This window comes from Streptomyces sp. NRRL B-3229, assembly GCF_000719505.1.
Classification (GTDB): Bacteria; Actinomycetota; Actinomycetes; order Streptomycetales; family Streptomycetaceae; genus Streptomyces; species Streptomyces griseorubiginosus.
Map to the genome: position 1 here is coordinate 19,476 of NZ_JOGP01000008.1, position 19,755 is coordinate 39,230.

Consider the following 19,755-nt stretch of genomic DNA (forward strand, 5'->3'; position numbering starts at 1 on the left):
ATCCAGCTTCGCATGAAACAGGCCACGGGGCGCAGGGAGTTGACGGGCGGCTTCGCGGGTGCTTAACGCGCCATGAGCTGCTGTACGCGCTCCAGGAACTGGGTGACGGCGGGGTCGCCGGCGGCCGCGTGCGCGTCGGAGGGATTGAGGATGAGGGCCAGGAGCACGACGAAGGCCAGCGTCGGCAGGGCCAGGGCCCACCAGGGCAGCCGGATGTCGACGCCGCCCCGGGACGCCGGGTGGGGCGGGGTGTGCGCAGGGGCCGACATGAGTGCCTCCGGTCTTCGAGTTCCGGTGATCCGCTGCTCGCGGTCACAACTCGAAGGTACGGACCCGGAGGGCCTCAACCCATCCGGTGATCCACCCAGTTGACCCTGACACTCGCCCCCTAGGGGACAGGGGGGTTAACCCCACCGCCGCCCCGGGGAGCGGGTCATCGGACCAAGGTCGGGGGTCATCGGATCAAGATCCGGATCAAGGCGAGGCGATCGTGGCGATGATCGCGATGACGACGAAGATGGCGAGGAACGAGCCGAAGACCAGCAGCATCTTCTTCTGGCCGTTCTGGGGGTTCGGGTCGAGCATGCGGCCAGTGTCGCACTCCGGTCTCTTACCCGGACCGTCAGGGTGCCGCCGCGGCCGCCTCGTCCTCGACCGTACGGTCACGGCCCGCGAGCACTCCGACGGCCATCTGCGGGATCATCAGGCCGATCATGAGCGCGATCGGCAGGCCCCAGCCGCCGCTGTGCTGGTACAGCACACCGACCAGGAGCGGGCCGGGGATGGAGATCAGATAGCCGGTGCTCTGCGCGAAGGCAGAGAGCTGGGCCACGCCCGCGCCGGTCCTGGCGCGCATCCCGACCATGGTGAGGGCCAGCGGGAAGGCGCAGTTCGAGACGCCGAGCAGAACGGCCCAGACCCAGGCGCCGGCGGCGGGCGCGAGGTAGAGGCCCGCGTAGCCGGAGAGGCCGCAGACGCCGAGCGCGAGCACGATCGGGCCCTGGTGGGACAGCCGGGTGGCCACCCGCGGGATGACGAAGGCCAGGGGGACGCCCATCACCATGGTGACGGCGAGCAGCACCCCGGCGGTGCCTGCGGGCACGCCCGCGTCCCGGAAGATCTGCGCCATCCAGCCCATGGTGATGTAGGCGGCGGTGGCCTGGAGCCCGAAGAAGACGGCGAGCGCCCACGCGGTCCGGCTCCGGGTGATCCGCAGCGCGGTCGGCTCCACGCGCGCGTGCACGTGCCGGACGGGTCCGGCACCCTCCACGCGCGCGTGCACGCTGCCCACGGCGGACCCGGGACCCTTGTCCCGTACGAGCGGGATCCACGGCAGTACGGCAGCTCCGGCGAGAGCGGCCCACACCGCGAGGCCTGACTGCCAGCCGCCGCCGAGCGCGTCGGTCAGCGGCACGGTCACCGCGGCCGCGGCCGAGGTGCCGAGAGCCAGGGCCATCGAGTACAGGCCGGTCATGGAGCCGACCCGGTCCGGGAACCAGCGCTTGACGATGACCGGCATCAGGACGTTGCTGACGGCGATCCCCATGAGGGCGAGGGCGCTGGCGGCAAGGAAGCCTGGCGTGGAGCCCGTGTACGGCCGTACGAGCAGGCCGGTGGTGATGGCGACCATGCCCGCGCACACCACCGCGCCCGCGCCGAAGCGGCGGGCCAGGCGGGGGGCCGCGACGCCGAAGACCGCGAAGCACAGCGGGGGCACGGAGGTGAGCAGCCCGGCCACGCTGCCGCTCATGCCGAGTCCGTCGCGGACCTCTTCGAGGAGGGCGCCGAGGCTGGTGATGGCGGGGCGGAGGTTGAGCGCGGAGAGCACGATGCCGACTACGACCAGCCGCACCGCCCACGCGCGCGGGGCGGGCGGAAGGGGCCCTTCTGCCGACGGGACGCGTGCTGCCGTGGGCTTCACTGCCCGGGTTTCCTCGCTTGCCATGGCACCCATCATAGAATCATAGGATGATTGGTTGTCCATCCCCAGGGCGCCCTCGGCCGCCCCGGCCGTGCGAAGGTGTGCCATGCCCCTGAGTCATCCCCGCCGCTCGGCGCTGTCCGAGCAGGTCATCGCCGCGCTGCGCAACCAGATCACCTCGGGCGAGTGGCCGGTCGGCTCCCGGATCCCGACCGAGCCCGAGCTGGTCGAACAGCTCGGGGTCGCGCGCAACACCGTCCGTGAGGCCGTCCGTGCCCTCGCGCACAACGGGCTGCTGGACATCCGCCAGGGCTCGGGCACGTACGTCGTGGCGACCAGTGAGCTGGCGGGCGTGATGCACCGCAGGTTCGCCGACGCGGACCCCCGGCACGTCGCCGAGCTGCGCTCCACTCTGGAGTCGGCCGCGGCGCGGCTGGCCGCCGAGCGGCGCACCGAGAAGGACCTCAAGCAGCTCGACACGCTCCTGGTACGGCGTGATGAGGCATGGGCGTCGGGGGTCGCGGAGGCGTTCGTGACCGCGGACACCACCTTCCACCTGGCCGTGGTGGCCGCCTCGCACAACGACGTGATGACCGAGATGTACGCGGATCTCGGCGAGGTGCTGCGGGACTGGCTGCGCGAGGACGTCGGCGAGGAGCTGACACCCGAGATGTACATGGACCACGCACGGCTCGTCGACGCGATCCGCGCGGGTGACGCCGGCGCCGCCGCGCGGGAGGCGGCCGGCTATCCCTTCCTGTGCCGTCCTGGACGGTTCACAGCGCCAGCTTCCGGTGGCTGACCCACACCGAGCGGACCTCCTTCCAGCACCGGCCGGTCAGCCGTACGGTCTGCGCGGGCCCCGCCCCGACCTCGGCGCCGTCGGTGTCCAGGTCCCACCAGCGGGCGCACTCGATGTGCAGGCGGACGCCGTCGGTGCGGGGAAACGGGTTGTGGCAGTAGGCGGTCACCCGGGAACCGGTGACCTGGCTGCGGCAGGACGCCCCGAAGGGCTCCGGCGGTGCGGCTTCACGCGCCGCCACGCGCGTGTGCGGCATCGCGTCGTACGGCGGGGACATCACGAGACAGACGGCTGCGGTCACTGAGGCCAGACTGCGGGACAGGCGCACAAGGGGACCTCCTCGGCCGTGCTGGGGAGGAAAGCGCGGGTGAACGCGTAATCCAGGGTGCCCAGTTGTGGCCGTACCGCGCCCGGCCTGGTGGGCCGAACGGGTGAGGGCCCGCACCTGTGAAAGGTGCGGGCCCTCAGCGTCGGCCGAGCCTCGGCGGCAGCGTCACGCTCCGATGGCGTGCAGCCCGCCGTCCACGTGGATGATCTCGCCCGTGGTCTTCGGGAACCAGTCGCTCAGCAGGGCGACGATGCCTTTGCCGGCCGGCTCCGGGTCCTTGAGGTCCCACTCCAGCGGGGAACGGTTGTCCCACACGGAGGCCAGGTCGCTGAAGCCCGGGATGGACTTGGCGGCCATGGAGGCGAGCGGGCCCGCGGAGATGAGGTTGCAGCGGATGTTCTGCTTGCCCAGGTCGCGCGCGACGTAGCGGCTGGTGGCCTCCAGGGCGGCCTTGGCCGGGCCCATCCAGTCGTACTGCGGCCAGGCGTACTGCGCGTCGAAGGTGAGGCCGACGACCGAGCCGCCGTTCTGCATCAGCGGCAGGCAGGCCATGGTGAGCGACTTCAGGGAGTACGCCGAGACGTGCATGGCGGTGGCCACGGACTCGAACGGCGTGTTCAGGAAGTTGCCGCCGAGCGCGTCCTGCGGCGCGAAGCCGATGGAGTGCACGACACCGTCGAGGCCGCCGAGCTCCTCGCCGACCACGTCGGCCAGCCGGCCCATGTGCTCGTCGTTGGTGACGTCGAGCTCGATGACCTTGGTGGGCTTGGGGAGCTTCTTGGCGATGCGCTCGGTCAGCGTGGGCCGCGGGAACGCCGTCAGGATGATCTCGGCGCCCTGCTCCTGGGCCAGCTTGGCGGCGTGGAAGGCGATGGAGGACTCCATCAGCACACCGGTGATCAGGACGCGCTTGCCCTCGAGGATTCCGCTCATGGTGATCAGTGACCCATTCCCAGTCCGCCGTCAACGGGAATGACGGCTCCAGTGATGTACGAGGCGTCGTCGGAGGCGAGGAACCGCACCGTCGCGGCGACCTCCTCCGGCTGCGCGTACCGGCCGAGGGGCACCTGCTTGACGATGGCCTCGCGCTGCTCGTCGGTGAGGGCCTTGGTCATGTCGGTGTCGACGAAGCCGGGCGCGACGACGTTGAAGGTGAGGTTGCGCGACCCCAGCTCACGGGCGAGGGAGCGCGCGAAGCCGACCAGAGCGGCCTTGGAGGCGGCGTAGTTGGCCTGGCCTGGGCCGCCGTAGAGGCCGACGACCGAGGAGATCAGGACGACGCGGCCCTTCTTGGCGCGCAGCATGCCGCGGTTGGCGCGCTTGACCACGCGGAAGGTGCCGGTGAGGTTGGTGTCGATGACCGAGGTGAAGTCCTCCTCGGACATGCGCATCAGGAGCTGGTCCTTGGTGATGCCGGCGTTGGCGATCAGGACCTCGACCGGACCGTGCTCGGCCTCGATCTCCTTGTAGGCCTGCTCCACCTGCTCGGAGTCGGTGATGTCGCACTTGACCGCGAGGCAGCCCAATTCCGTCAGGGCGGCCGGCGGCTCACCCGAGCGGTACGTGATGGCGACCTTGTCGCCGGCGTCGGCGAAAGCGCGGGCGATGGCGAGGCCGATGCCCCGGTTGCCTCCGGTGACGAGAACCGAGCGGCTCAACGGATCACCCTTTCCATAGGGGTCTGACACACCCGCCCGAAAACCTGGATGACAGGCGGCTTCTCCGAAAACCTATCGGTCCGTCCCCTGCCGAGGACATTCGGGCACCGACAGTGGCTCAAGGGGCTCGCTGTCGGGTCTCTACAGAAAGATGGCGGCAGCGGTCACAAACGTGTGGTCCGGGCGCCGGTCGCCGCGACATGATCGGGGGCGGGCCGCCGCCTACCCCATCCCGACCGGCCGCCGACCCCGTCCCGACAGAAAGAGACCCAGGTGCCTCATACCATCGACGAAGCCTTCACAGCGCTTCCCCTACGCGCCCTCGCCGACGCCGCGCTGGCACGCGCGCGTGCGCTCGGGGCCGAGCACGCGGACTTCCGGTTCGAGCGGGTGCGCAGCGCGTCCTGGCGGCTGCGGGACGCCAAGCCCGCGGGGTCCTCGGACACCACCGACCTCGGGTACGCGGTGCGGGTCGTGCACGGCGGCACCTGGGGCTTCGCGTCGGGCGTGGACCTGACACTGGACGCCGCCGCCAAGGTCGCCTCCCAGGCCGTGGCGATGGCGAAGCTGTCCGCGCAGGTCATCCGGGCCGCCGGGTCGGACGAGCGGGTGGAGCTCGCCGACGAGCCCGTGCACGCCGACCGTACGTGGGTCTCGTCGTACGAGATCGATCCGTTCTCGGTGCCCGACGAGGAGAAGACGGCGCTGCTCGGGGACTGGAGCGCGCGGCTGCTGGGGGCGAGCGGCGTCAACCACGTCGACGCCTCGCTGCTCACCGTGCACGAGAACAAGTTCTACGCCGACACCGCGGGCACGGTCACCACCCAGCAGCGGGTGCGCCTGCATCCGTCGCTCACGGCCGTCTCGGTCGACGAGTCCAGCGGCGAGTTCGACTCCATGCGGACGATCGCACCGCCCGTCGGGCGCGGCTGGGAGTACGTCACGGGCACCGGCTGGGACTGGGAGAGCGAGCTGGAGCAGATCCCGGAGCTGCTCGCCGAGAAGATGCGGGCGCCGAGCGTGGAGTCGGGCCTGTACGACCTCGTGGTCGACCCGTCCAACCTGTGGCTGACCATCCACGAGTCCATCGGCCACGCCACCGAGCTGGACCGCGCCCTCGGTTACGAGGCGGCCTACGCCGGCACCTCCTTCGCCACCTTCGACCAGCTCGGCAAGCTGCGCTACGGCTCCGAGCTGATGAACGTCACCGGTGACCGCACCGCCGAGCACGGCCTCGCGACCATCGGCTACGACGACGAAGGCGTCGCGGGCCAGTCCTGGGACCTGGTGAAGGACGGCACGCTCGTCGGCTACCAGCTGGACCGGCGGATCGCGAAGCTGACCGGCTTCGAACGCTCCAACGGGTGCGCCTACGCCGACTCCCCCGGGCATGTCCCGGTGCAGCGCATGGCCAACGTGTCGCTCCAGCCGGACCCGGCGGGCATGTCCACGGAGGACCTCATCGGCAGCGTGGACCGCGGGATCTACGTCGTCGGGGACCGGTCCTGGTCGATCGACATGCAGCGCTACAACTTCCAGTTCACCGGTCAGCGGTTCTTCCGGATCGAGAACGGGCGGATCACCGGTCAGCTGCGGGACGTGGCCTACCAGGCGACCACCACCGACTTCTGGGGCTCCATGGCCGCGGTGGGCGGCCCGCAGACCTACGTCCTCGGCGGCGCCTTCAACTGCGGCAAGGCCCAGCCGGGCCAGGTCGCGGCCGTGTCCCACGGCTGCCCGTCAGCCCTCTTCAAGGGTGTCAACATCCTCAACACGACCCAGGAGGCCGGTCGATGAGCGCCCGCACCACCAAGCCGCACGAGATCGTCGAGCGGGCCCTCGCGCTGTCCCGGGCCGACGGCTGTGTCGTGATCGCCGACGAGCAGTCGACCGCCAACCTGCGCTGGGCGGGCAACGCGCTCACCACGAACGGCGTAACGCGCGGGCGCACGCTCACCGTCGTCGCGACCGTCGACGGCAAGGAGGGCACCGCCTCCGGGGTCGTCTCCCGGTCCGCGGTGACCGCCGACGAGCTGGAGCCGCTGGTACGGGCCGCGGAGGCCGCCGCACGCGGTGCCGGGCCCGCCGAGGACGCCCAGCCGCTGGTCACCGGTGTGCCGGAGTCCCCCGACTTCACGGACGGGCCCGCCGAGACCTCCTCGGCCGTCTTCGGCGACTTCGCGCCGGCGCTCGGCGAGTCCTTCGCACGCGCGCGTGCGGGCGGCCGCGAACTGTACGGCTTCGCCAACCACGAGCTCGTGTCGACCTATCTGGGCACGTCCACGGGGCTGCGGCTGCGCCACGACCAGCCCAACGGCACGCTGGAGCTCAACGCCAAGTCGCCGGACCGCACCCGCTCGGCCTGGGCGGGACGCTCCACGCGGGACTTCAAGGACGTCGACCCGGCGGCGCTGGACGCCGAGCTCGCCGTACGCCTCGGATGGGCCGAGCGGCGCGTCCCGCTGCCCGCCGGGCGGTACGAGACGCTGCTGCCGCCGACCGCGGTCGCCGACCTGCTGATCTACCAGCAGTGGTCGGCATCCGGGCGGGACGCGGTGGAGGGGCGGACGGTGTTCTCCAAGCCGGGCGGCGGCACCCGGGTCGGCGAGCGGCTGACCGAGCTGCCGCTGACCCTGCGCAGCGATCCCAACGAACCGGGCCTGGAGTCGGCGCCCTTCGTGGTCGCGCACTCCTCCGGGGGCGACCAGTCGGTGTTCGACAACGGTCTGCCGATCGCGGCCACCGACTGGGTCCGTGCGGGCGAGCTGGCGCACCTGGTGAACACCCGGCACGGCGCGGGCCTGACCGGGCTGCCCGTCGCCCCCGGGGCGGGCAACCTCGTCCTCGACGGCGGCTCGGACCTGTCCCTGGAGGACATGGTCGCGAACACCGCGCGCGGGCTGCTGCTGACCTGCCTGTGGTACATCCGCGAGGTCGACCCGGCCACGCTGCTGCTGACCGGGCTGACCCGGGACGGCGTGTACCTCGTGGAGAACGGCGAGGTGACCGGTGAGGTGAACAACTTCCGGTTCAACGAGTCGCCGGTCGGCCTGCTGGGGCGGGCGACGGAGGCGGGGCGGACCGAGAAGACGCTGCCGCGGGAGTGGAGCGACTACTTCACCAGGGCCGCGATGCCCGCGCTGCGGGTGCCGGATTTCAATATGAGTTCTGTCAGTCAGGGCGTATAACCTCGTAGCCGGCAGCCACTCGACTGCCCGAGGAACTTTCTAGGAGATACGAGAACCGTGACGGACATCGTCGACGAGCTGAAGTGGCGGGGGCTGTGGGCCCTGTCCACTGACGAGGACGCTTTGCGCAAGGCGCTCGCGGACGGTCCCGTCACGTTCTATTGCGGTTTCGACCCGACCGCGGCCTCCCTCCACGTCGGCCACCTGGTGCAGGTCCTGACCATGCGCAGGCTCCAGCAGGCGGGGCTGCGTCCGCTGGCCCTGGTGGGCGGGGCGACCGGCCAGATCGGCGACCCGCGCCCCACGGCGGAGCGCACGCTGAACGACCCGGAGACGGTCGCGAACTGGGTGACCCGGCTGCGCGCGCAGATCGAGCCGTTCCTGTCCTTCGAGGGCGAGAACGCCGCCACGATGGTGAACAACCTGGACTGGACGGCCGGCCTGTCGGCCATCGAGTTCCTGCGGGACATCGGCAAGCACTTCCGGGTCAACAAGATGCTGACCAAGGACTCGGTCGCGCGCCGGCTGGAGTCGCAGGAGGGCATCAGCTACACGGAGTTCAGCTACCAGCTGCTCCAGGGCATGGACTTCCTGGAGCTGTACCGGCGCTACGGCTGCACGCTCCAGCAGGGCGGCAGCGACCAGTGGGGCAACCTCACGGCGGGCCTGGACCTGATCCACCGCCTGGAGCCCGACGCCTCGGTGCACTGTCTGGCGACGCCGCTGATGGTCAAGGCGGACGGCACCAAGTTCGGCAAGACCGAGGGCGGCGCCGTCTGGCTCGACCCGGAGATGACGACGCCGTACGCGTTCTACCAGTTCTGGCTGAACGTGGACGACCGGGACATCTCGACCTACCTGCGCATCCTGTCCTTCCGGTCCCGCGAGGAGCTGGAGGAGCTGGAGCGGCAGACCGAGGAGCGTCCGCAGGCCCGTGCCGCGCAGCGGGCGCTCGCGGAGGAGCTGACGACGCTGGTGCACGGCGCCGAGCAGACGGCCGCGGTGATCGCCGCTTCGAAGGCGCTGTTCGGGCAGGGTGAGCTGGCGGAGCTCGACGAGAAGACGCTGACCGCGGCGCTCTCCGAGGTCCCGCACATCCAGGTGGCCGAGCTCGGCGCGGTCGTGGACCTGTTCGCAGAGGTCGGTCTTGTGGCGAGCAAGTCGGCCGCGCGCCGGACCGTGAAGGAGGGCGGGGCCTACGTGAACAACGTCAAGGTCACCGCCGAGGACGCCGTCCCGGCCGCGGAGGACCTGCTGCACGGTCGCTGGCTGGTGCTGCGCCGGGGCAAGAAGAACCTGGCGGCGGTCGAGGTCACGTCCGCGTAGGTTCCGGGCATGTCGGAAGGGGGCGCTCTCCTCGCGGAGGGCGCCCCCTTCGTCGTACGGCGGCTCTCAGGCCCGGCGGTGTTTCCTCTTGCCCAGCGTCGCCATGTAGGCCATGTCACCGACGGCGACGATGATGATCGCGGCGATCAGCTGGAAGACGTGGCGGCTCCAGTCGATGCCGGGGGTCTCCTCCACGCCGAACCCGCGCGCCATGGCGTTGCCGGCGATGGCGCCCAGCATGCCGAAGATGGTGGTCAGCCAGAGGGGGCTGTGCTGCTTGCCGGGGATGATCGCCTTCGCGATCAGGCCCAGCACGAATCCCACGATGATCGCCCACAACCAGCCCATGGCTGCCTCCTCGTACGGCTCGACGTGAGCATTACGGCCAGTGTCGGCCCGTTCGCGCTACGACGCATGTCGGGTACGGCCGTACGCGCGGGAGTGAGCCTGTTCGGCCCGGCGAGAGGTGACCCGGTCTCGTAGACGGCGCAGGTGCGGCGTACCGTGGAGAGTGTCCTGGCCCGGTGCCTCCACCGGGTACGGAGCGGATACGGGGCGGCGGGAGTCCGATGCGGGCGGATGGTGGAATGTGATGCGGAAGCAGCATGGCGGCGGCAGCGCCCAGGTGTTCCGGATCACCGGCGCCCGGACCAGCCTCCAGGAGGACGTGCGCGGACGGCAGCGCCGGTACGTCATCTCGATGACCGTCCGTACGATTTCCGTGGTGCTCGCGGCCACGCTCTGGAACGTCGAACGGCACGTCGCGATCGTGGCGCTGGTGCTGGGGGCGGTGCTGCCCTACATCGCCGTCGTCATCGCCAACGCGGGGCGGGAGAACGCGCCCTCCCTGCCGTCGACGTTCGTGACCGTTCCGAACCGGCCGATGATCATGCCGCCGCGTGCGGACGAGGGCTTCGCGGAACGCCCGGCGGAGGACGGCGAGGCTGAGCCGACGGCGGGCGTACGGGGTGAACCGCGCGAACGGACATGACGAGTCCGCTCCGCACCAAGCTCAAGAAAAGCTCAGATCAATCATGTTGTTCCAGTGCCGGGCCAAGGGTTACCCGTGACATACTTCGTACGCGCTCCGCATCCCCCGTCGGAGCGACGGACCGACGCCGGGCAGCTCCCCCCGTGGCTGCTCGGCGTCGCCTTTTTCCCCCTCTTGTGAGACGAATTCCGTGAGTGACGAGACCCCTGTCTGCTCTGCCAAGGGCTGCCGTGTCGACGCCGTGTGGGTGCTCGCGTGGAACAACCCGAAGATTCACACGCCCGAGCGGCGCAAGACGTGGCTTGCGTGCGAGGAGCATCGGGAGCATCTGTCGCAGTTCCTCGGGGTGCGGGGCTTCCTCAAGGACGTCGTGGCGTTCGAGGAGTGGCAGGCGCCCGAAGGGGCCTAGCCGCCGATCGCCGACATCGGGCGGTCCGGCTGGACGAACGTCGGGTCGTCCAGGCCCGCTCCCGCCTTCTTGCCCCACATCGCCTCACGCCAGAGACGGGCGATCTCCTCGTCACCCGCGTCGGAGCGCAGGGCGGCCCTCAGGTCCGTCTCCTCGCGGGCGAACAGACAAGTGCGCACCTGGCCGTCGGCCGTCAGGCGGGTGCGGTCGCAGGCCGCGCAGAACGGCCGGGTGACGGAGGCTATGACACCCACCCGGTGCGGTCCGCCGTCGACGATCCAGCGCTCCGCGGGAGCCGAACCGCGCTCCTCGGAGCCTTCCTCCGTCAGCTCGAAGCGGGTGCGCAGGGAGGTCAGGATGTCCCCGGCGGTGATCATGCCGTCGCGCTTCCAGCCGTGCTGGGCGTCCAGGGGCATCTGCTCGATGAAGCGCAGTTCGTAGTCGTTCTCCACGGCCCAGGCCAGGAGGTCGGGCGCCTCGTCGTCGTTGAGCCCCGGCATCAGGACGGAGTTGACCTTGACCGGGGTCAGGCCCGCCTCGCGGGCGGCCCGCATGCCCTCCAGGACGTCCTTGTGGCGGTCCCGGCGGGTGAGGGTCTTGAAGACGTCGGGGCGCAGGGTGTCCAGGGAGACGTTGACCCGGTCCAGGCCCGCCGCCTTCAGGGCCTCCGCGGTGCGCTTGAGGCCGATGCCGTTGGTGGTCAGGGACATCCGGGGGCGCGGCTCCAGGGCCGCGACGCGCTCGACGATGCCGACCAGACCGGGGCGCAGCAACGGCTCCCCGCCGGTGAAGCGGACCTCCTCGATGCCGAGGGAGGTGACGGCGATGTCGATCAGGCGGACGATCTCGTCGTCGGTGAGCAGATCCGGCTTGGCCAGCCACTGCAAACCTTCTTCGGGCATGCAGTACGTGCAGCGCAGATTGCAGCGGTCGGTCAGCGAGACCCGCAGGTCGGTGGCCTGCCGGCCAAAGGTGTCGATGAGCACGTGGGCCCCCTCCCTCGTGGCGGTTCAGTCGGCGGTCATCTCTTTCCGTCACTTGCGAGCCTACGTGACGTCACTGACAACGACAGTGCCCGATCCCACGACGTACGAAGCGGCCGTGTCGTAGAGACCTACGACACGGCCGCTGCTCAGGGAGCGGGTCAGTGGGCGCCGGTGCCGGTCAGGGACCGGACCTCCAGCTCCGCGTACTTGCCCTTGTCCGGCTCCTCCTTGGAGAGGTAGGTGCCGAGGATGCCGAGCAGGAAGCCCACCGGGACCGAGATGATGCCCGGGTTCTCCAGCGGGAACCAGTGGAAGTCGACGTCCGGGAACATCGAGGAGGGCTTGCCGGAGACGACCGGCGAGAACAGCACCAGGCCGACCGCCGTGACGAGGCCGCCGTAGATCGACCACAGGGCGCCGGAGGTGGTGAACCGCTTCCAGAAGAGGCTGTAGATGATCGTCGGAAGGTTCGCGGAGGCGGCGACCGCGAAGGCGAGCGCGACGAGACCGGCGACGTTGAGGTCGCGGGCGAGGGCGCCCAGCAGGATGGAGACCGCGCCGATGCCGACGGTGGCCCAGCGGGCCGCGCTCATCTCCTGCTTCTCGGTGGCCTGGCCGCGCTTGATGACGTTCGCGTAGATGTCGTGGGCGAACGACGAGGACGAGGCCAGGGTGAGTCCGGCGACGACCGCGAGGATGGTGGCGAAGGCGACCGCCGAGATGGTGGCCAGCAGGATCGCGCCCCAGTTGGAGTCGACGCCGCCCAGATGCAGGGCCAGCAGGGGTGCCGCCGTGTTGCCCGCCTTGTTGGAGGCGATGATCTCGTCCGGCTTGATGAGGGCCGCGGCGCCGAAGCCGAGGGCGAGGGTCATCAGGTAGAAGGCGCCGATGAGGCCGATGGCCCAGATGACCGACTTACGGGCGGCCTTGGCGGTGGGCACCGTGTAGAAGCGGATCAGGATGTGCGGCAGACCGGCGGTGCCGAGGACCAGGGCGATGCCGAGCGAGATGAAGTCCAGCTTGGTGGTGCCGGTGGCGCCGTACTTCAGGCCCGGCTCCAGGAAGGCGGCGCCCTTGCCGCTGTTGTCGGCGGCCGTGCCGAGCAGGTCGGAGACGTTGAAGTCGAACTTGAGCAGCACCAGGAAGGTCAGCAGCAGGGTGCCCGCGATCAGCAGGACCGCCTTGACCATCTGGACCCAGGTGGTGCCCTTCATGCCGCCGATGGTGACGTACACGATCATCAGGACGCCGACCAGGGCGACGATGCCGATCTTGCCGCCGTCGCTGGTGATGCCGAGCAGCAGGGAGACCAGGACGCCCGCGCCGGCCATCTGGGCCAGCAGGTAGAAGATCGAGACGACGATGGTGGAGGTGCCGGCCGCGGTGCGGACCGGGCGCTGGCGCATGCGGTACGCGAGGACGTCACCCATCGTGTAGCGGCCGGAGTTGCGCAGCGGTTCGGCGACCAGGAGCAGGGCGACGAGCCAGGCGACCAGGAAGCCGATGGAGTACAGGAAGCCGTCGTAGCCGAACAGGGCGATGGCGCCCGCGATGCCGAGGAAGGACGCGGCGGACATGTAGTCGCCGGATACGGCGAGGCCGTTCTGGAAGCCGGTGAACTGCCGTCCGCCCGCGTAGAAGTCGGAGGCGTCCTTGGTCTGGCGTCCGGCCCAGACCGTGATGACGAGGGTCGCGACGACGAAGACGGCGAACAGGCTGATGATCAGCGGCCGGTGCTCGCTGGCCTCGCCTGCGGCGAGGGTGATCGCGGGGCTCATGCTCCGCCCTCCATCCGGGACTTGATGGCCTCGGCCTTGGGGTCGAACTTGGCGGCGGCGACGCGCGAGTACCACCAGGCGATGAGGAACGTGGTCAGGAACTGGGCGAGACCGAGGACCAGGGCGACGTTGATGTTGCCGAAGAGCTTGGTGCCCATGAAGTCGCCCGCGTAGTTGGACAGCAGGACGTACAGCAGGTACCAGGCGATGAAGCCGACGGTCAGCGGGAAGGCGAAGGAGCGGTAGGAGCGGCGCAGTTCACCGAACTCCGCGCTCTCCTGAACCTCGGTGAACTCCGCGGAGGTGGGGAGTTTGTGGGTCTCTTTCGAGGGTGGCGGTGCGTCGGTGGCCACGGGGTCTCCTCGCGTTGCGGGTGCGGTGGTGACGGGGATCGGGGGCGAGTGTCCTCGCGTTCCCTGTTCAAGGTCACGGCGCCGCGCTGGGACCGGTTCAACTCACTTTGCTTCTTTCCGAACTCGCCTTGGGGAAGTCATTGCTGGCCAGCGACATCGGGAGATAGCTTCGGGCTGCACCACCCGTCATGTACCTGCCCGAGCACCACCCTGTGCCTCGGGCCGGTTTCGTTTCCGGATGATGTGGAGACCCCATGTCCCAGCCGCGTTCCCGACGTTCGAGACGCAGCCTCGCGCTCGCCGTTCCGGTCGTGCTGTCCCTCACGGCCTCGCTCGGCTTCCTGCCCTCGGCCGCCTCGGCCGCCCCCGCCACGGACTCCACTGCGCGGGCCGCGGACGCGACGAACCTGTCGTACGTCGTCAACACCAGGCTCGACCACCGCACGATCGCGGCGGTGAAGAAGGCGATACCGGTGGCCGGCGGCACCGTCGTGATCGCCTACGACAAGATCGGCGTGATCGTCGTCCACTCCTCCGCCCCGGACTTCGCGCAGAAGATCCGCCAGGTGCGCGGGGTGCAGTCGGCCGGCGCCACCCGCACCTCGGCGCTGACCCCGGCGGGCACGACGGACGAGGGCGCGGTCCAGGTGCTGTCGGCGGAGCAGGCCGCGAAGGTCGCGAAGACCTCGGCCGCCACGCCGGACAGCGAGCCCCTCGAGGCCGACCAGTGGGACCTGCGCGCGATAGGCGCCGACCAGGCCGCCAGGATCAACCCGGGCAGCCGCAAGGTGACCGTCGCCGTGATCGACACCGGCGTCGACGACACCCACCCCGACATCGCGCCCAACTTCTCCGCCGCCCAGTCGGCGAACTGCAACGGCGGTGTCCCGGACACCACGCCGGGCGCCTGGCGGCCGTACACCGCGGACGACTACCACGGCACCCACGTGGCCGGTGAGATCGCCGCCGCACGCAACGGCATCGGCGTGGCCGGGGTCGCGCCCGGCGTGAAGGTGTCCGCCATCAATGTGACCGACCGGAGCAACGGCCTCTTCTATCCCGAGAGCGTCGTGTGCGCCTTCGTGTTCGCGGCCGACCACGGCGTCGAGATCACGAACAACAGCTACTACGTTGATCCATGGCTGTACAACTGCATGGACGATCCGGATCAGCGGGCCATTGTCGACTCGGTCAACAGGGCGCAGCAGTACGCGCAGAAGAAGGGCACGCTCAGCCTGGCGTCGGCGGGCAACTCCAACGACGACCTGGACTCCGACGCGATCGTCGACGACTCCAGCCCCGACGACTCGACGGCGGTGGAGCGGACCGTCGACCCGCACGAGTGCTTCGACGTGCCGACGCAGCTCCCGGGCGTCGTCACGGTCAGCGCGACGGGCGTCAAGAACCTCAAGTCGTACTACTCCTCGTACGGCAAGGGCGTCATCGACGTCGCGGCGCCCGGCGGCGACCGGCTCTACCAGATCCCGGACACGCCGTCGAAGAACGGCCGCATCCTGTCCACCCTGCCCAACGGCGCGTACGGCTTCCTCCAGGGCACCTCGATGGCCTCGCCGCACGCCGCGGGCGTCGCCGCGCTGCTGAAGTCGACGCATCCCAAGGCGAGCCCGGCCCAGCTCCAGGCGCTGCTCAAGGTGCAGGCGAACGCGACGAGCTGCCCGGCCTCCTACGACCAGGACGGCGACGGTACGCAGGACGCGGTCTGCGAGGGCGGCACCCGGGTCAACGGGTTCTACGGCTTCGGGATCGTCAACGCGCTGCGCGCGGTCAAGTGACGCGCCGATCCGGACCCACGGCACCACTCGTACGGACCGCTTGTCCCGAGAACGAACTGGAGAGACTTTCATCATGACAGGGCTCCACCCGCGCCGGCGGCGCGCACTCGCGCTCCCGCTCGGCATGGCCATGGCGACGGCCATGGCGTTCCTCCCGGGGGCCACGGCGTCCGCGGCCGGCCTGCCCGGCACCGCGAGCGGCGTGCCGGCCACCACGGCCGGTGCCGGCACCGCGGCCGACCTCCTCGCCGCCACCGCCGACGCGGACGGCACGGCGCTCAGCTATGTCGTCAACGTCCGTGCCGGGCACGGTCCTTCCGCTCAGGTGAAGAAGGCCATCGCCCAGGCCGGCGGCACGATCGTCACGTCGTACGACCGGATCGGCGTGATCGTCGTCCACTCGTCGAACCCCGATTTCGCGAAGACGATCCGCAAGGTCCGCGGGGTCGAGTCGGCGGGCAACACCCGCAACGCGCCGCTGCCCGCGCAGTCGACGACCGACGAGGGCACACCGAAGGCGCTCAGCTCGGCGCAGATGGCCGCCGCACAGGCCGCCGCGGACGCCGGCCAGGACCCGCTGGAGTCGTTGCAGTGGGACCTGCCCGCCATCAAGGCGGACAAGGCGCACGAGAAGTCGCTCGGCAGCAGCAAGGTGACCGTCGCCGTGATCGACACCGGTGTGGACGACACCCACCCGGACCTCGCGCCGAACTTCGACCGGGCCGCGTCGGTCAACTGCGTGACGGGCAAGCCCGACACGACCGACGGGGCGTGGCGGCCGAGCGCGGCGGAGAGCCCGCACGGCACGCACGTGGCCGGTGAGATCGCCGCGGCCAAGAACGGCGTCGGCATGACCGGTGTCGCGCCCGGGGTGAAGGTGGCGGGCATCAAGGTGTCGACCACCGACGGCTACTTCTACACCGAGGCCGTCGTGTGCGGCTTCATGTGGGCGGCCACCCATGGTGTCGACGTCACCAACAACAGCTATTACACCGACCCTTGGTACTTCAACTGCACCGACGACCCGGACCAGAAGGCGCTCGTGGACGCCGTCACCCGGGCCTCGCGGTACGCGGAGAAGCGGGGCGTGGTGAACGTGGCCGCGGCCGGCAACGAGAACTACGACCTGGCGGCCGACGAGATCACCGACCCGGTCTCGCCGAACGACGGCACCCCGTCGGACCGGGTGATCGACCCGTCGGAGTGCTTCGACATACCGACGCAGCTGCCGGGTGTCGTGACGGTCGCGGCGACCGGTGCGAAGGGCATCAAGTCGTCGTTCTCCAACTACGGCCTGGGTGTCATCGACGTGGCCGCGCCCGGCGGTGACTCGACGGCCTACCAGACGCCCGCGCCACCCGCGACCAGCGGTCTGATCCTGGGCACGCTGCCCGGCGGCAGGTGGGGCTACATGGCCGGTACGTCGATGGCGTCGCCGCACGTCGCCGCCGTGGCCGCCCTCATCAAGTCGACGCACCCGTACGCCCCGCCGGCCCTGGTGAAGGCACTGCTGTACGCCGAGGCCGACGCCACGGCGTGCACGAAGCCGTACGACATCAACGGCGACGGCAAGGTCGACGCGGTGTGCGAGGGGGCGAAGAACCGCAACGGCTTCTACGGCTGGGGCACGGTGGACGCGCTGGACGCGGTGACGAAGTAGGAACTGGAGCAGGAACAAGGGTCGATCGGGTCGATCGAGGTCGGTCCATATATTGATGCAGTCAATACTGCATAGTGCAGTCATGACTGGAATCAAGTTTGTCGTGCGGGAAGGCGTCCTTCAGGGGCGCCTTCCCGTCCGGGAACTGGCGCGCGCCTGTGTCGGCGAGTGCGCACGGGCCGCCGCCGAACTGGGGGCGATGCGGGCCGGGTTGCCCGAGGTGCCGACCGCACGGGTGGACGACGGGTCGGTCGCCGCCGCCTTCCTGAGCGAGCGCCATCTGTTGATCAACGGTCGCGCGCCGGTCACCTTCGCACCGCTGTCACGGTTCTGGCGGACGGCGGACGGTTGGGTGCGCACGCACGCCAACTACCCGCACCACCGCGCGCGGCTCCTGGCCGCGCTCGGGGTGCCGGACGACCCGGCGGCCGTCGAGGCGGTGCTCGCCGAGCGGTCCGCCCTGGACGTCGAGGAAACCGTGTACGCGGCCGGAGGGCTCGCCGTCGCCCTGCGCTCCCCCGAGGAGTGGGCCGCACACCCCCAGGCGGCCGAGGTGGCGAAGCGGCCGCTGGTCGAGCGGGGTCGGCTGGACGGCGCACCCGCGCGCGTGTTCGCCCCGATCGGTGCCTCTCCCCTGCTGCCGGCCGCCGGTCTGCGGGTCCTCGACCTGACGCGGGTCCTCGCGGGACCGGTCGCCACCCGCACCCTCGCCCTGCTCGGCGCGGACGTCCTGCGCGTGGACGCGCCGCACCTCCCCGAACTGCCGGACCAGCACGCCGACACGGGCTTCGGAAAGCGGTCGGCGACCCTCGACCTGGTCACCGGCGGGCGGACCTTCGAGGAGTTGCTGGCACAGGCGGACGTGGTCGTCACCGGGTACCGGCCGGGCGCCCTGGACCGTTTCGGGCTGTCCCCCGAGGCGCTGGCGGAGCGGCGGCCCGGTGTCGTCGTGGCGCAGTTGTCGGCATGGGGCGCGTACGGGCCGTGGGCCGGGCGGCGGGGCTTCGACAGCCTGGTGCAGGCGGCGACGGGGATAGCCGTCCTGGAGGGTTCCGCTGAAGCCCCGGGTGCACTGCCCGCGCAGGCCCTCGACCACGGGACCGGCTATCTGCTGGCGGCGGCCGTCCTGCGGGCGCTTGCCGAACAGGCGCGGGAGGGCGGGAGCCGGTCCGTGCGGCTGGCGCTGGCGCGGACGGCCCTCCGGCTGACGGAGGAGAGGGGCTGGACGGCGGGGCCGAGCGGGACGGCGGCGGACAACGCCGGGAGCGCACCCTACGACGGCCTCCAGGGCTGGCTCTCGGAGACGGACAGTCCACTGGGACGGCTGCGGTACGCGCGGTCGCCGGTCTCCTTCGAGGGCGGACCGGTGGACTGGGACCGGCCGCCGGTGCCGTGGGGCACGGACGCGGCGCGCTGGGGCTGAGCCCGCCTGGCCCCTTGGCGGGCCCTGAGATCTGCCGGTGGACGGAATGCCGTACTCCCAGTTGTTTCCCCAAGGTTGCCCGTTCTGTCCGGTCTGGCAAGTATCGTCGGGTGACCTTGAGCAGACCCACCGCCGAGACGGCTGACGCGAGCGGATCCGTGCGGCGCACCGGCACCGGCATCGGCCGGGCGGCCGTCGTCCTCGTGCTGGTGACGCTGGCCGTGGCGATACCGCTGCTGGGTCCGTCCGCCGCCTTGCACGGCACCGGGGAGGCCGCCGCGCCCGGTGCGGGCGGGGTGGCCCTCCTGCGGGCGATGCTGTTCGCGGCGCTGTGCCTGCCGCTGGGCGAGCTGTCCGTACGCCGCCTGGCCCGCTCGGTACCCGGCGCTTCCCCGGACCGCCCGCGTTCCTGGGCCCCCTGGGCGGCCGCCGTCGGTGCCGTCGCCGCGCTGGGGCTCGCCGCGGTCGTCGCGACCGGCAACCACGTGCCGCACCGCCTCTCCCAGATCGACTTCGGCGGCCTGTACGCGTCACGCGACGGCAAGCTGGCCCTGCTGGAGATCAACGCGTTCCTGGTGGCCGGACTGTGCGCACGCACCTACCGGTCCTCCGTCCAGGTGTGGCCCCTGGGCGCCGTGGTCGTGGCGGAGGCCCTGCGCGCGCATCCTCCGACCGAGCACACGCCCATGGTGGGTTCCGGGCTGACGGCGGTGCATCTGACGTGCGCGGCGCTGTGGGCGGGCGGACTGCTGCATGTGCTGCGGACCCTGCGCCGCTGGGGGCCGACCGGGCAGGGCGCCGCGCTGCTGGGGCGCTACGCGCGCGTGGCGGCCGTACTGCTCGCCGCCGTGACCGCGACCGGGGTGTGGAGTTCGCTGCGCCGGATGCCGTCCGGCACGATCCTGACGCAGCTGACGGACACCGCCTACGGGCGCACCCTGCTGGCCAAGGTGCTCCTCGTCGCGGTCGTCGCCGTGCTCGCGCTGTGCGCCCGGCTGCGGCTGCGCCGTGCCCCCGACCCGCTGGCCGCCTGCGTCCCCGCGCGCGCGGAGGTCGTCGCGCTGGGTCTGGTGGTCGTGGTGTCGGGGCTGCTGACGGCGCTGCCGCTGCCGATCCGCTGGTGAGCGCCGGCCCTGGTC

The 19,755-nt window shown here is 70.9% G+C and carries 20 protein-coding genes; 10 read left to right on the plus strand and 10 right to left on the minus strand.

What is annotated here, in order from left to right:
- Nucleotides 1-62: 62 nt before the first annotated feature.
- The 3 genes from IF54_RS0114350 to IF54_RS0114360 form a co-directional block, all read right to left on the minus strand.
- Nucleotides 63-269 carry a hypothetical protein gene (locus IF54_RS0114350; protein WP_030318334.1) on the minus strand — a complete coding sequence of 69 codons (207 nt, stop codon included), beginning with the start codon at nucleotides 267-269 and terminating at the stop codon, nucleotides 63-65.
- Between the two features lie 205 nt (nucleotides 270-474).
- Nucleotides 475-585, minus strand: coding sequence for an SGM_5486 family transporter-associated protein (locus tag IF54_RS43895; RefSeq protein WP_020140711.1), 111 nt, complete (start codon nucleotides 583-585; stop codon nucleotides 475-477).
- 37 nt (nucleotides 586-622) lie between these two features.
- Complete coding sequence (locus IF54_RS0114360) at nucleotides 623-1,957, minus strand: CynX/NimT family MFS transporter (RefSeq protein ID WP_030318336.1); 1,335 nt, start codon at nucleotides 1,955-1,957, stop codon at nucleotides 623-625.
- Between the two features lie 70 nt (nucleotides 1,958-2,027).
- Between IF54_RS0114360 and IF54_RS0114365 the strand changes: the two genes are divergently transcribed.
- Nucleotides 2,028-2,723, plus strand: a complete 696-nt coding sequence (locus IF54_RS0114365) for a FadR/GntR family transcriptional regulator (protein ID WP_030318338.1) — start codon at nucleotides 2,028-2,030, stop codon at nucleotides 2,721-2,723.
- Here the strand turns inward: IF54_RS0114365 and IF54_RS0114370 are convergent.
- From IF54_RS0114370 to fabG, 3 genes are all read right to left on the minus strand, one after another.
- Nucleotides 2,698-3,051: a hypothetical protein gene (locus IF54_RS0114370; RefSeq protein WP_030318343.1), complete on the minus strand. Its 354-nt coding sequence runs from the start codon at nucleotides 3,049-3,051 to the stop codon at nucleotides 2,698-2,700. The two genes, IF54_RS0114365 and IF54_RS0114370, sit on opposite strands and share 26 nt — an antisense overlap.
- Nucleotides 3,052-3,216: 165 nt before the next feature.
- Nucleotides 3,217-3,984, minus strand: a complete 768-nt coding sequence (gene fabI / locus IF54_RS0114375; protein WP_030318345.1) for an enoyl-ACP reductase FabI — start codon at nucleotides 3,982-3,984, stop codon at nucleotides 3,217-3,219.
- Nucleotides 3,985-3,989: 5 nt separating this feature from the next.
- The gene (gene fabG, locus IF54_RS0114380; protein ID WP_030318347.1) at nucleotides 3,990-4,709 is read right to left on the minus strand and encodes a 3-oxoacyl-[acyl-carrier-protein] reductase; all 720 of its coding nucleotides are present in this window, start codon (nucleotides 4,707-4,709) and stop codon (nucleotides 3,990-3,992) included.
- Nucleotides 4,710-4,982: 273 nt separating this feature from the next.
- Between fabG and IF54_RS0114385 the strand changes: the two genes are divergently transcribed.
- From IF54_RS0114385 to tyrS, 3 genes are read left to right on the plus strand one after another with little or no spacing between them, the layout of a single operon-like run.
- On the plus strand, nucleotides 4,983-6,506 hold the full coding sequence (locus IF54_RS0114385) for a TldD/PmbA family protein (RefSeq protein ID WP_030318349.1): 1,524 nt from the start codon (nucleotides 4,983-4,985) through the stop codon (nucleotides 6,504-6,506).
- Nucleotides 6,503-7,897: a metallopeptidase TldD-related protein gene (locus IF54_RS0114390; protein WP_030318351.1), complete on the plus strand. Its 1,395-nt coding sequence runs from the start codon at nucleotides 6,503-6,505 to the stop codon at nucleotides 7,895-7,897. Before IF54_RS0114385 ends, IF54_RS0114390 begins: the two co-directional genes overlap by 4 nt.
- Before the next feature lie 57 nt (nucleotides 7,898-7,954).
- On the plus strand, nucleotides 7,955-9,223 hold the full coding sequence (tyrS, locus tag IF54_RS0114395) for a tyrosine--tRNA ligase (protein WP_030318353.1): 1,269 nt from the start codon (nucleotides 7,955-7,957) through the stop codon (nucleotides 9,221-9,223).
- A 66-nt stretch (nucleotides 9,224-9,289) separates the two neighbouring features.
- On the opposite strand, the gene IF54_RS0114400 is transcribed toward tyrS, so the two are convergent.
- Nucleotides 9,290-9,571, minus strand: coding sequence for a GlsB/YeaQ/YmgE family stress response membrane protein (locus IF54_RS0114400; protein ID WP_030318355.1), 282 nt, complete (start codon nucleotides 9,569-9,571; stop codon nucleotides 9,290-9,292).
- Between the two features lie 244 nt (nucleotides 9,572-9,815).
- Here IF54_RS0114400 and IF54_RS0114405 point away from each other — a divergent pair, with 244 nt between their 5' ends.
- Both IF54_RS0114405 and IF54_RS0114410 read left to right on the plus strand, forming a co-directional pair.
- Nucleotides 9,816-10,214: a DUF3099 domain-containing protein gene (locus IF54_RS0114405; protein ID WP_030318357.1), complete on the plus strand. Its 399-nt coding sequence runs from the start codon at nucleotides 9,816-9,818 to the stop codon at nucleotides 10,212-10,214.
- A 190-nt stretch (nucleotides 10,215-10,404) separates the two neighbouring features.
- A complete protein-coding gene (locus IF54_RS0114410; protein WP_030318359.1) occupies nucleotides 10,405-10,623 on the plus strand; it encodes a hypothetical protein in 219 nt (72 codons plus the stop codon).
- On the opposite strand, the gene moaA is transcribed toward IF54_RS0114410, so the two are convergent.
- The 3 genes from moaA to IF54_RS0114425 all read right to left on the minus strand — a co-directional run bounded on the left by moaA (nucleotide 10,620) and on the right by IF54_RS0114425 (nucleotide 13,740).
- Nucleotides 10,620-11,609, minus strand: a complete 990-nt coding sequence (moaA, locus tag IF54_RS0114415; protein ID WP_030318360.1) for a GTP 3',8-cyclase MoaA — start codon at nucleotides 11,607-11,609, stop codon at nucleotides 10,620-10,622. The two genes, IF54_RS0114410 and moaA, sit on opposite strands and share 4 nt — an antisense overlap.
- A 158-nt stretch (nucleotides 11,610-11,767) precedes the next feature.
- Entirely contained in the window at nucleotides 11,768-13,387 is a 1,620-nt protein-coding gene (locus tag IF54_RS0114420; protein ID WP_030318361.1) for a cation acetate symporter, read from the minus strand.
- Nucleotides 13,384-13,740, minus strand: a complete 357-nt coding sequence (locus IF54_RS0114425) for a DUF485 domain-containing protein (protein ID WP_030318363.1) — start codon at nucleotides 13,738-13,740, stop codon at nucleotides 13,384-13,386. Before IF54_RS0114425 ends, IF54_RS0114420 begins: the two co-directional genes overlap by 4 nt.
- A 254-nt stretch (nucleotides 13,741-13,994) precedes the next feature.
- Between IF54_RS0114425 and IF54_RS0114430 the strand changes: the two genes are divergently transcribed.
- The 4 genes from IF54_RS0114430 to IF54_RS0114445 all read left to right on the plus strand — a co-directional run bounded on the left by IF54_RS0114430 (nucleotide 13,995) and on the right by IF54_RS0114445 (nucleotide 19,740).
- Nucleotides 13,995-15,533 carry a S8 family peptidase gene (locus tag IF54_RS0114430; RefSeq protein WP_030318365.1) on the plus strand — a complete coding sequence of 513 codons (1,539 nt, stop codon included), beginning with the start codon at nucleotides 13,995-13,997 and terminating at the stop codon, nucleotides 15,531-15,533.
- 73 nt (nucleotides 15,534-15,606) lie between these two features.
- A complete protein-coding gene (locus IF54_RS0114435; RefSeq protein ID WP_030318367.1) occupies nucleotides 15,607-17,193 on the plus strand; it encodes a S8 family peptidase in 1,587 nt (528 codons plus the stop codon).
- An 82-nt stretch (nucleotides 17,194-17,275) separates the two neighbouring features.
- Complete coding sequence (locus IF54_RS0114440; RefSeq protein WP_107047835.1) at nucleotides 17,276-18,616, plus strand: CoA transferase; 1,341 nt, start codon at nucleotides 17,276-17,278, stop codon at nucleotides 18,614-18,616.
- 110 nt (nucleotides 18,617-18,726) lie between these two features.
- Nucleotides 18,727-19,740: a CopD family protein gene (locus IF54_RS0114445; protein ID WP_030318373.1), complete on the plus strand. Its 1,014-nt coding sequence runs from the start codon at nucleotides 18,727-18,729 to the stop codon at nucleotides 19,738-19,740.
- Nucleotides 19,741-19,755: the final 15 nt, after the last annotated feature.

Bases quoted from the DNA above. Each gene is read 5' to 3' on its own strand.
- IF54_RS0114350 (WP_030318334.1), bottom strand. From the start codon at position 269: ATGTCGGCCCCTGCGCACACCCCGCCCCACCCGGCGTCCCGGGGCGGC.
- IF54_RS43895 (WP_020140711.1), bottom strand. From the start codon at position 585: ATGCTCGACCCGAACCCCCAGAACGGCCAGAAGAAGATGCTGCTGGTC.
- IF54_RS0114360 (WP_030318336.1), bottom strand. From the start codon at position 1,957: ATGATGGGTGCCATGGCAAGCGAGGAAACCCGGGCAGTGAAGCCCACG.
- IF54_RS0114365 (WP_030318338.1), top strand. From the start codon at position 2,028: ATGCCCCTGAGTCATCCCCGCCGCTCGGCGCTGTCCGAGCAGGTCATC.
- fabI (WP_030318345.1), bottom strand. From the start codon at position 3,984: ATGAGCGGAATCCTCGAGGGCAAGCGCGTCCTGATCACCGGTGTGCTG.
- IF54_RS0114390 (WP_030318351.1), top strand. From the start codon at position 6,503: ATGAGCGCCCGCACCACCAAGCCGCACGAGATCGTCGAGCGGGCCCTC.
- IF54_RS0114400 (WP_030318355.1), bottom strand. From the start codon at position 9,571: ATGGGCTGGTTGTGGGCGATCATCGTGGGATTCGTGCTGGGCCTGATC.
- IF54_RS0114405 (WP_030318357.1), top strand. From the start codon at position 9,816: ATGCGGAAGCAGCATGGCGGCGGCAGCGCCCAGGTGTTCCGGATCACC.
- IF54_RS0114420 (WP_030318361.1), bottom strand. From the start codon at position 13,387: ATGAGCCCCGCGATCACCCTCGCCGCAGGCGAGGCCAGCGAGCACCGG.
- IF54_RS0114430 (WP_030318365.1), top strand. From the start codon at position 13,995: ATGTCCCAGCCGCGTTCCCGACGTTCGAGACGCAGCCTCGCGCTCGCC.
- IF54_RS0114435 (WP_030318367.1), top strand. From the start codon at position 15,607: ATGACAGGGCTCCACCCGCGCCGGCGGCGCGCACTCGCGCTCCCGCTC.
- IF54_RS0114440 (WP_107047835.1), top strand. From the start codon at position 17,276: ATGACTGGAATCAAGTTTGTCGTGCGGGAAGGCGTCCTTCAGGGGCGC.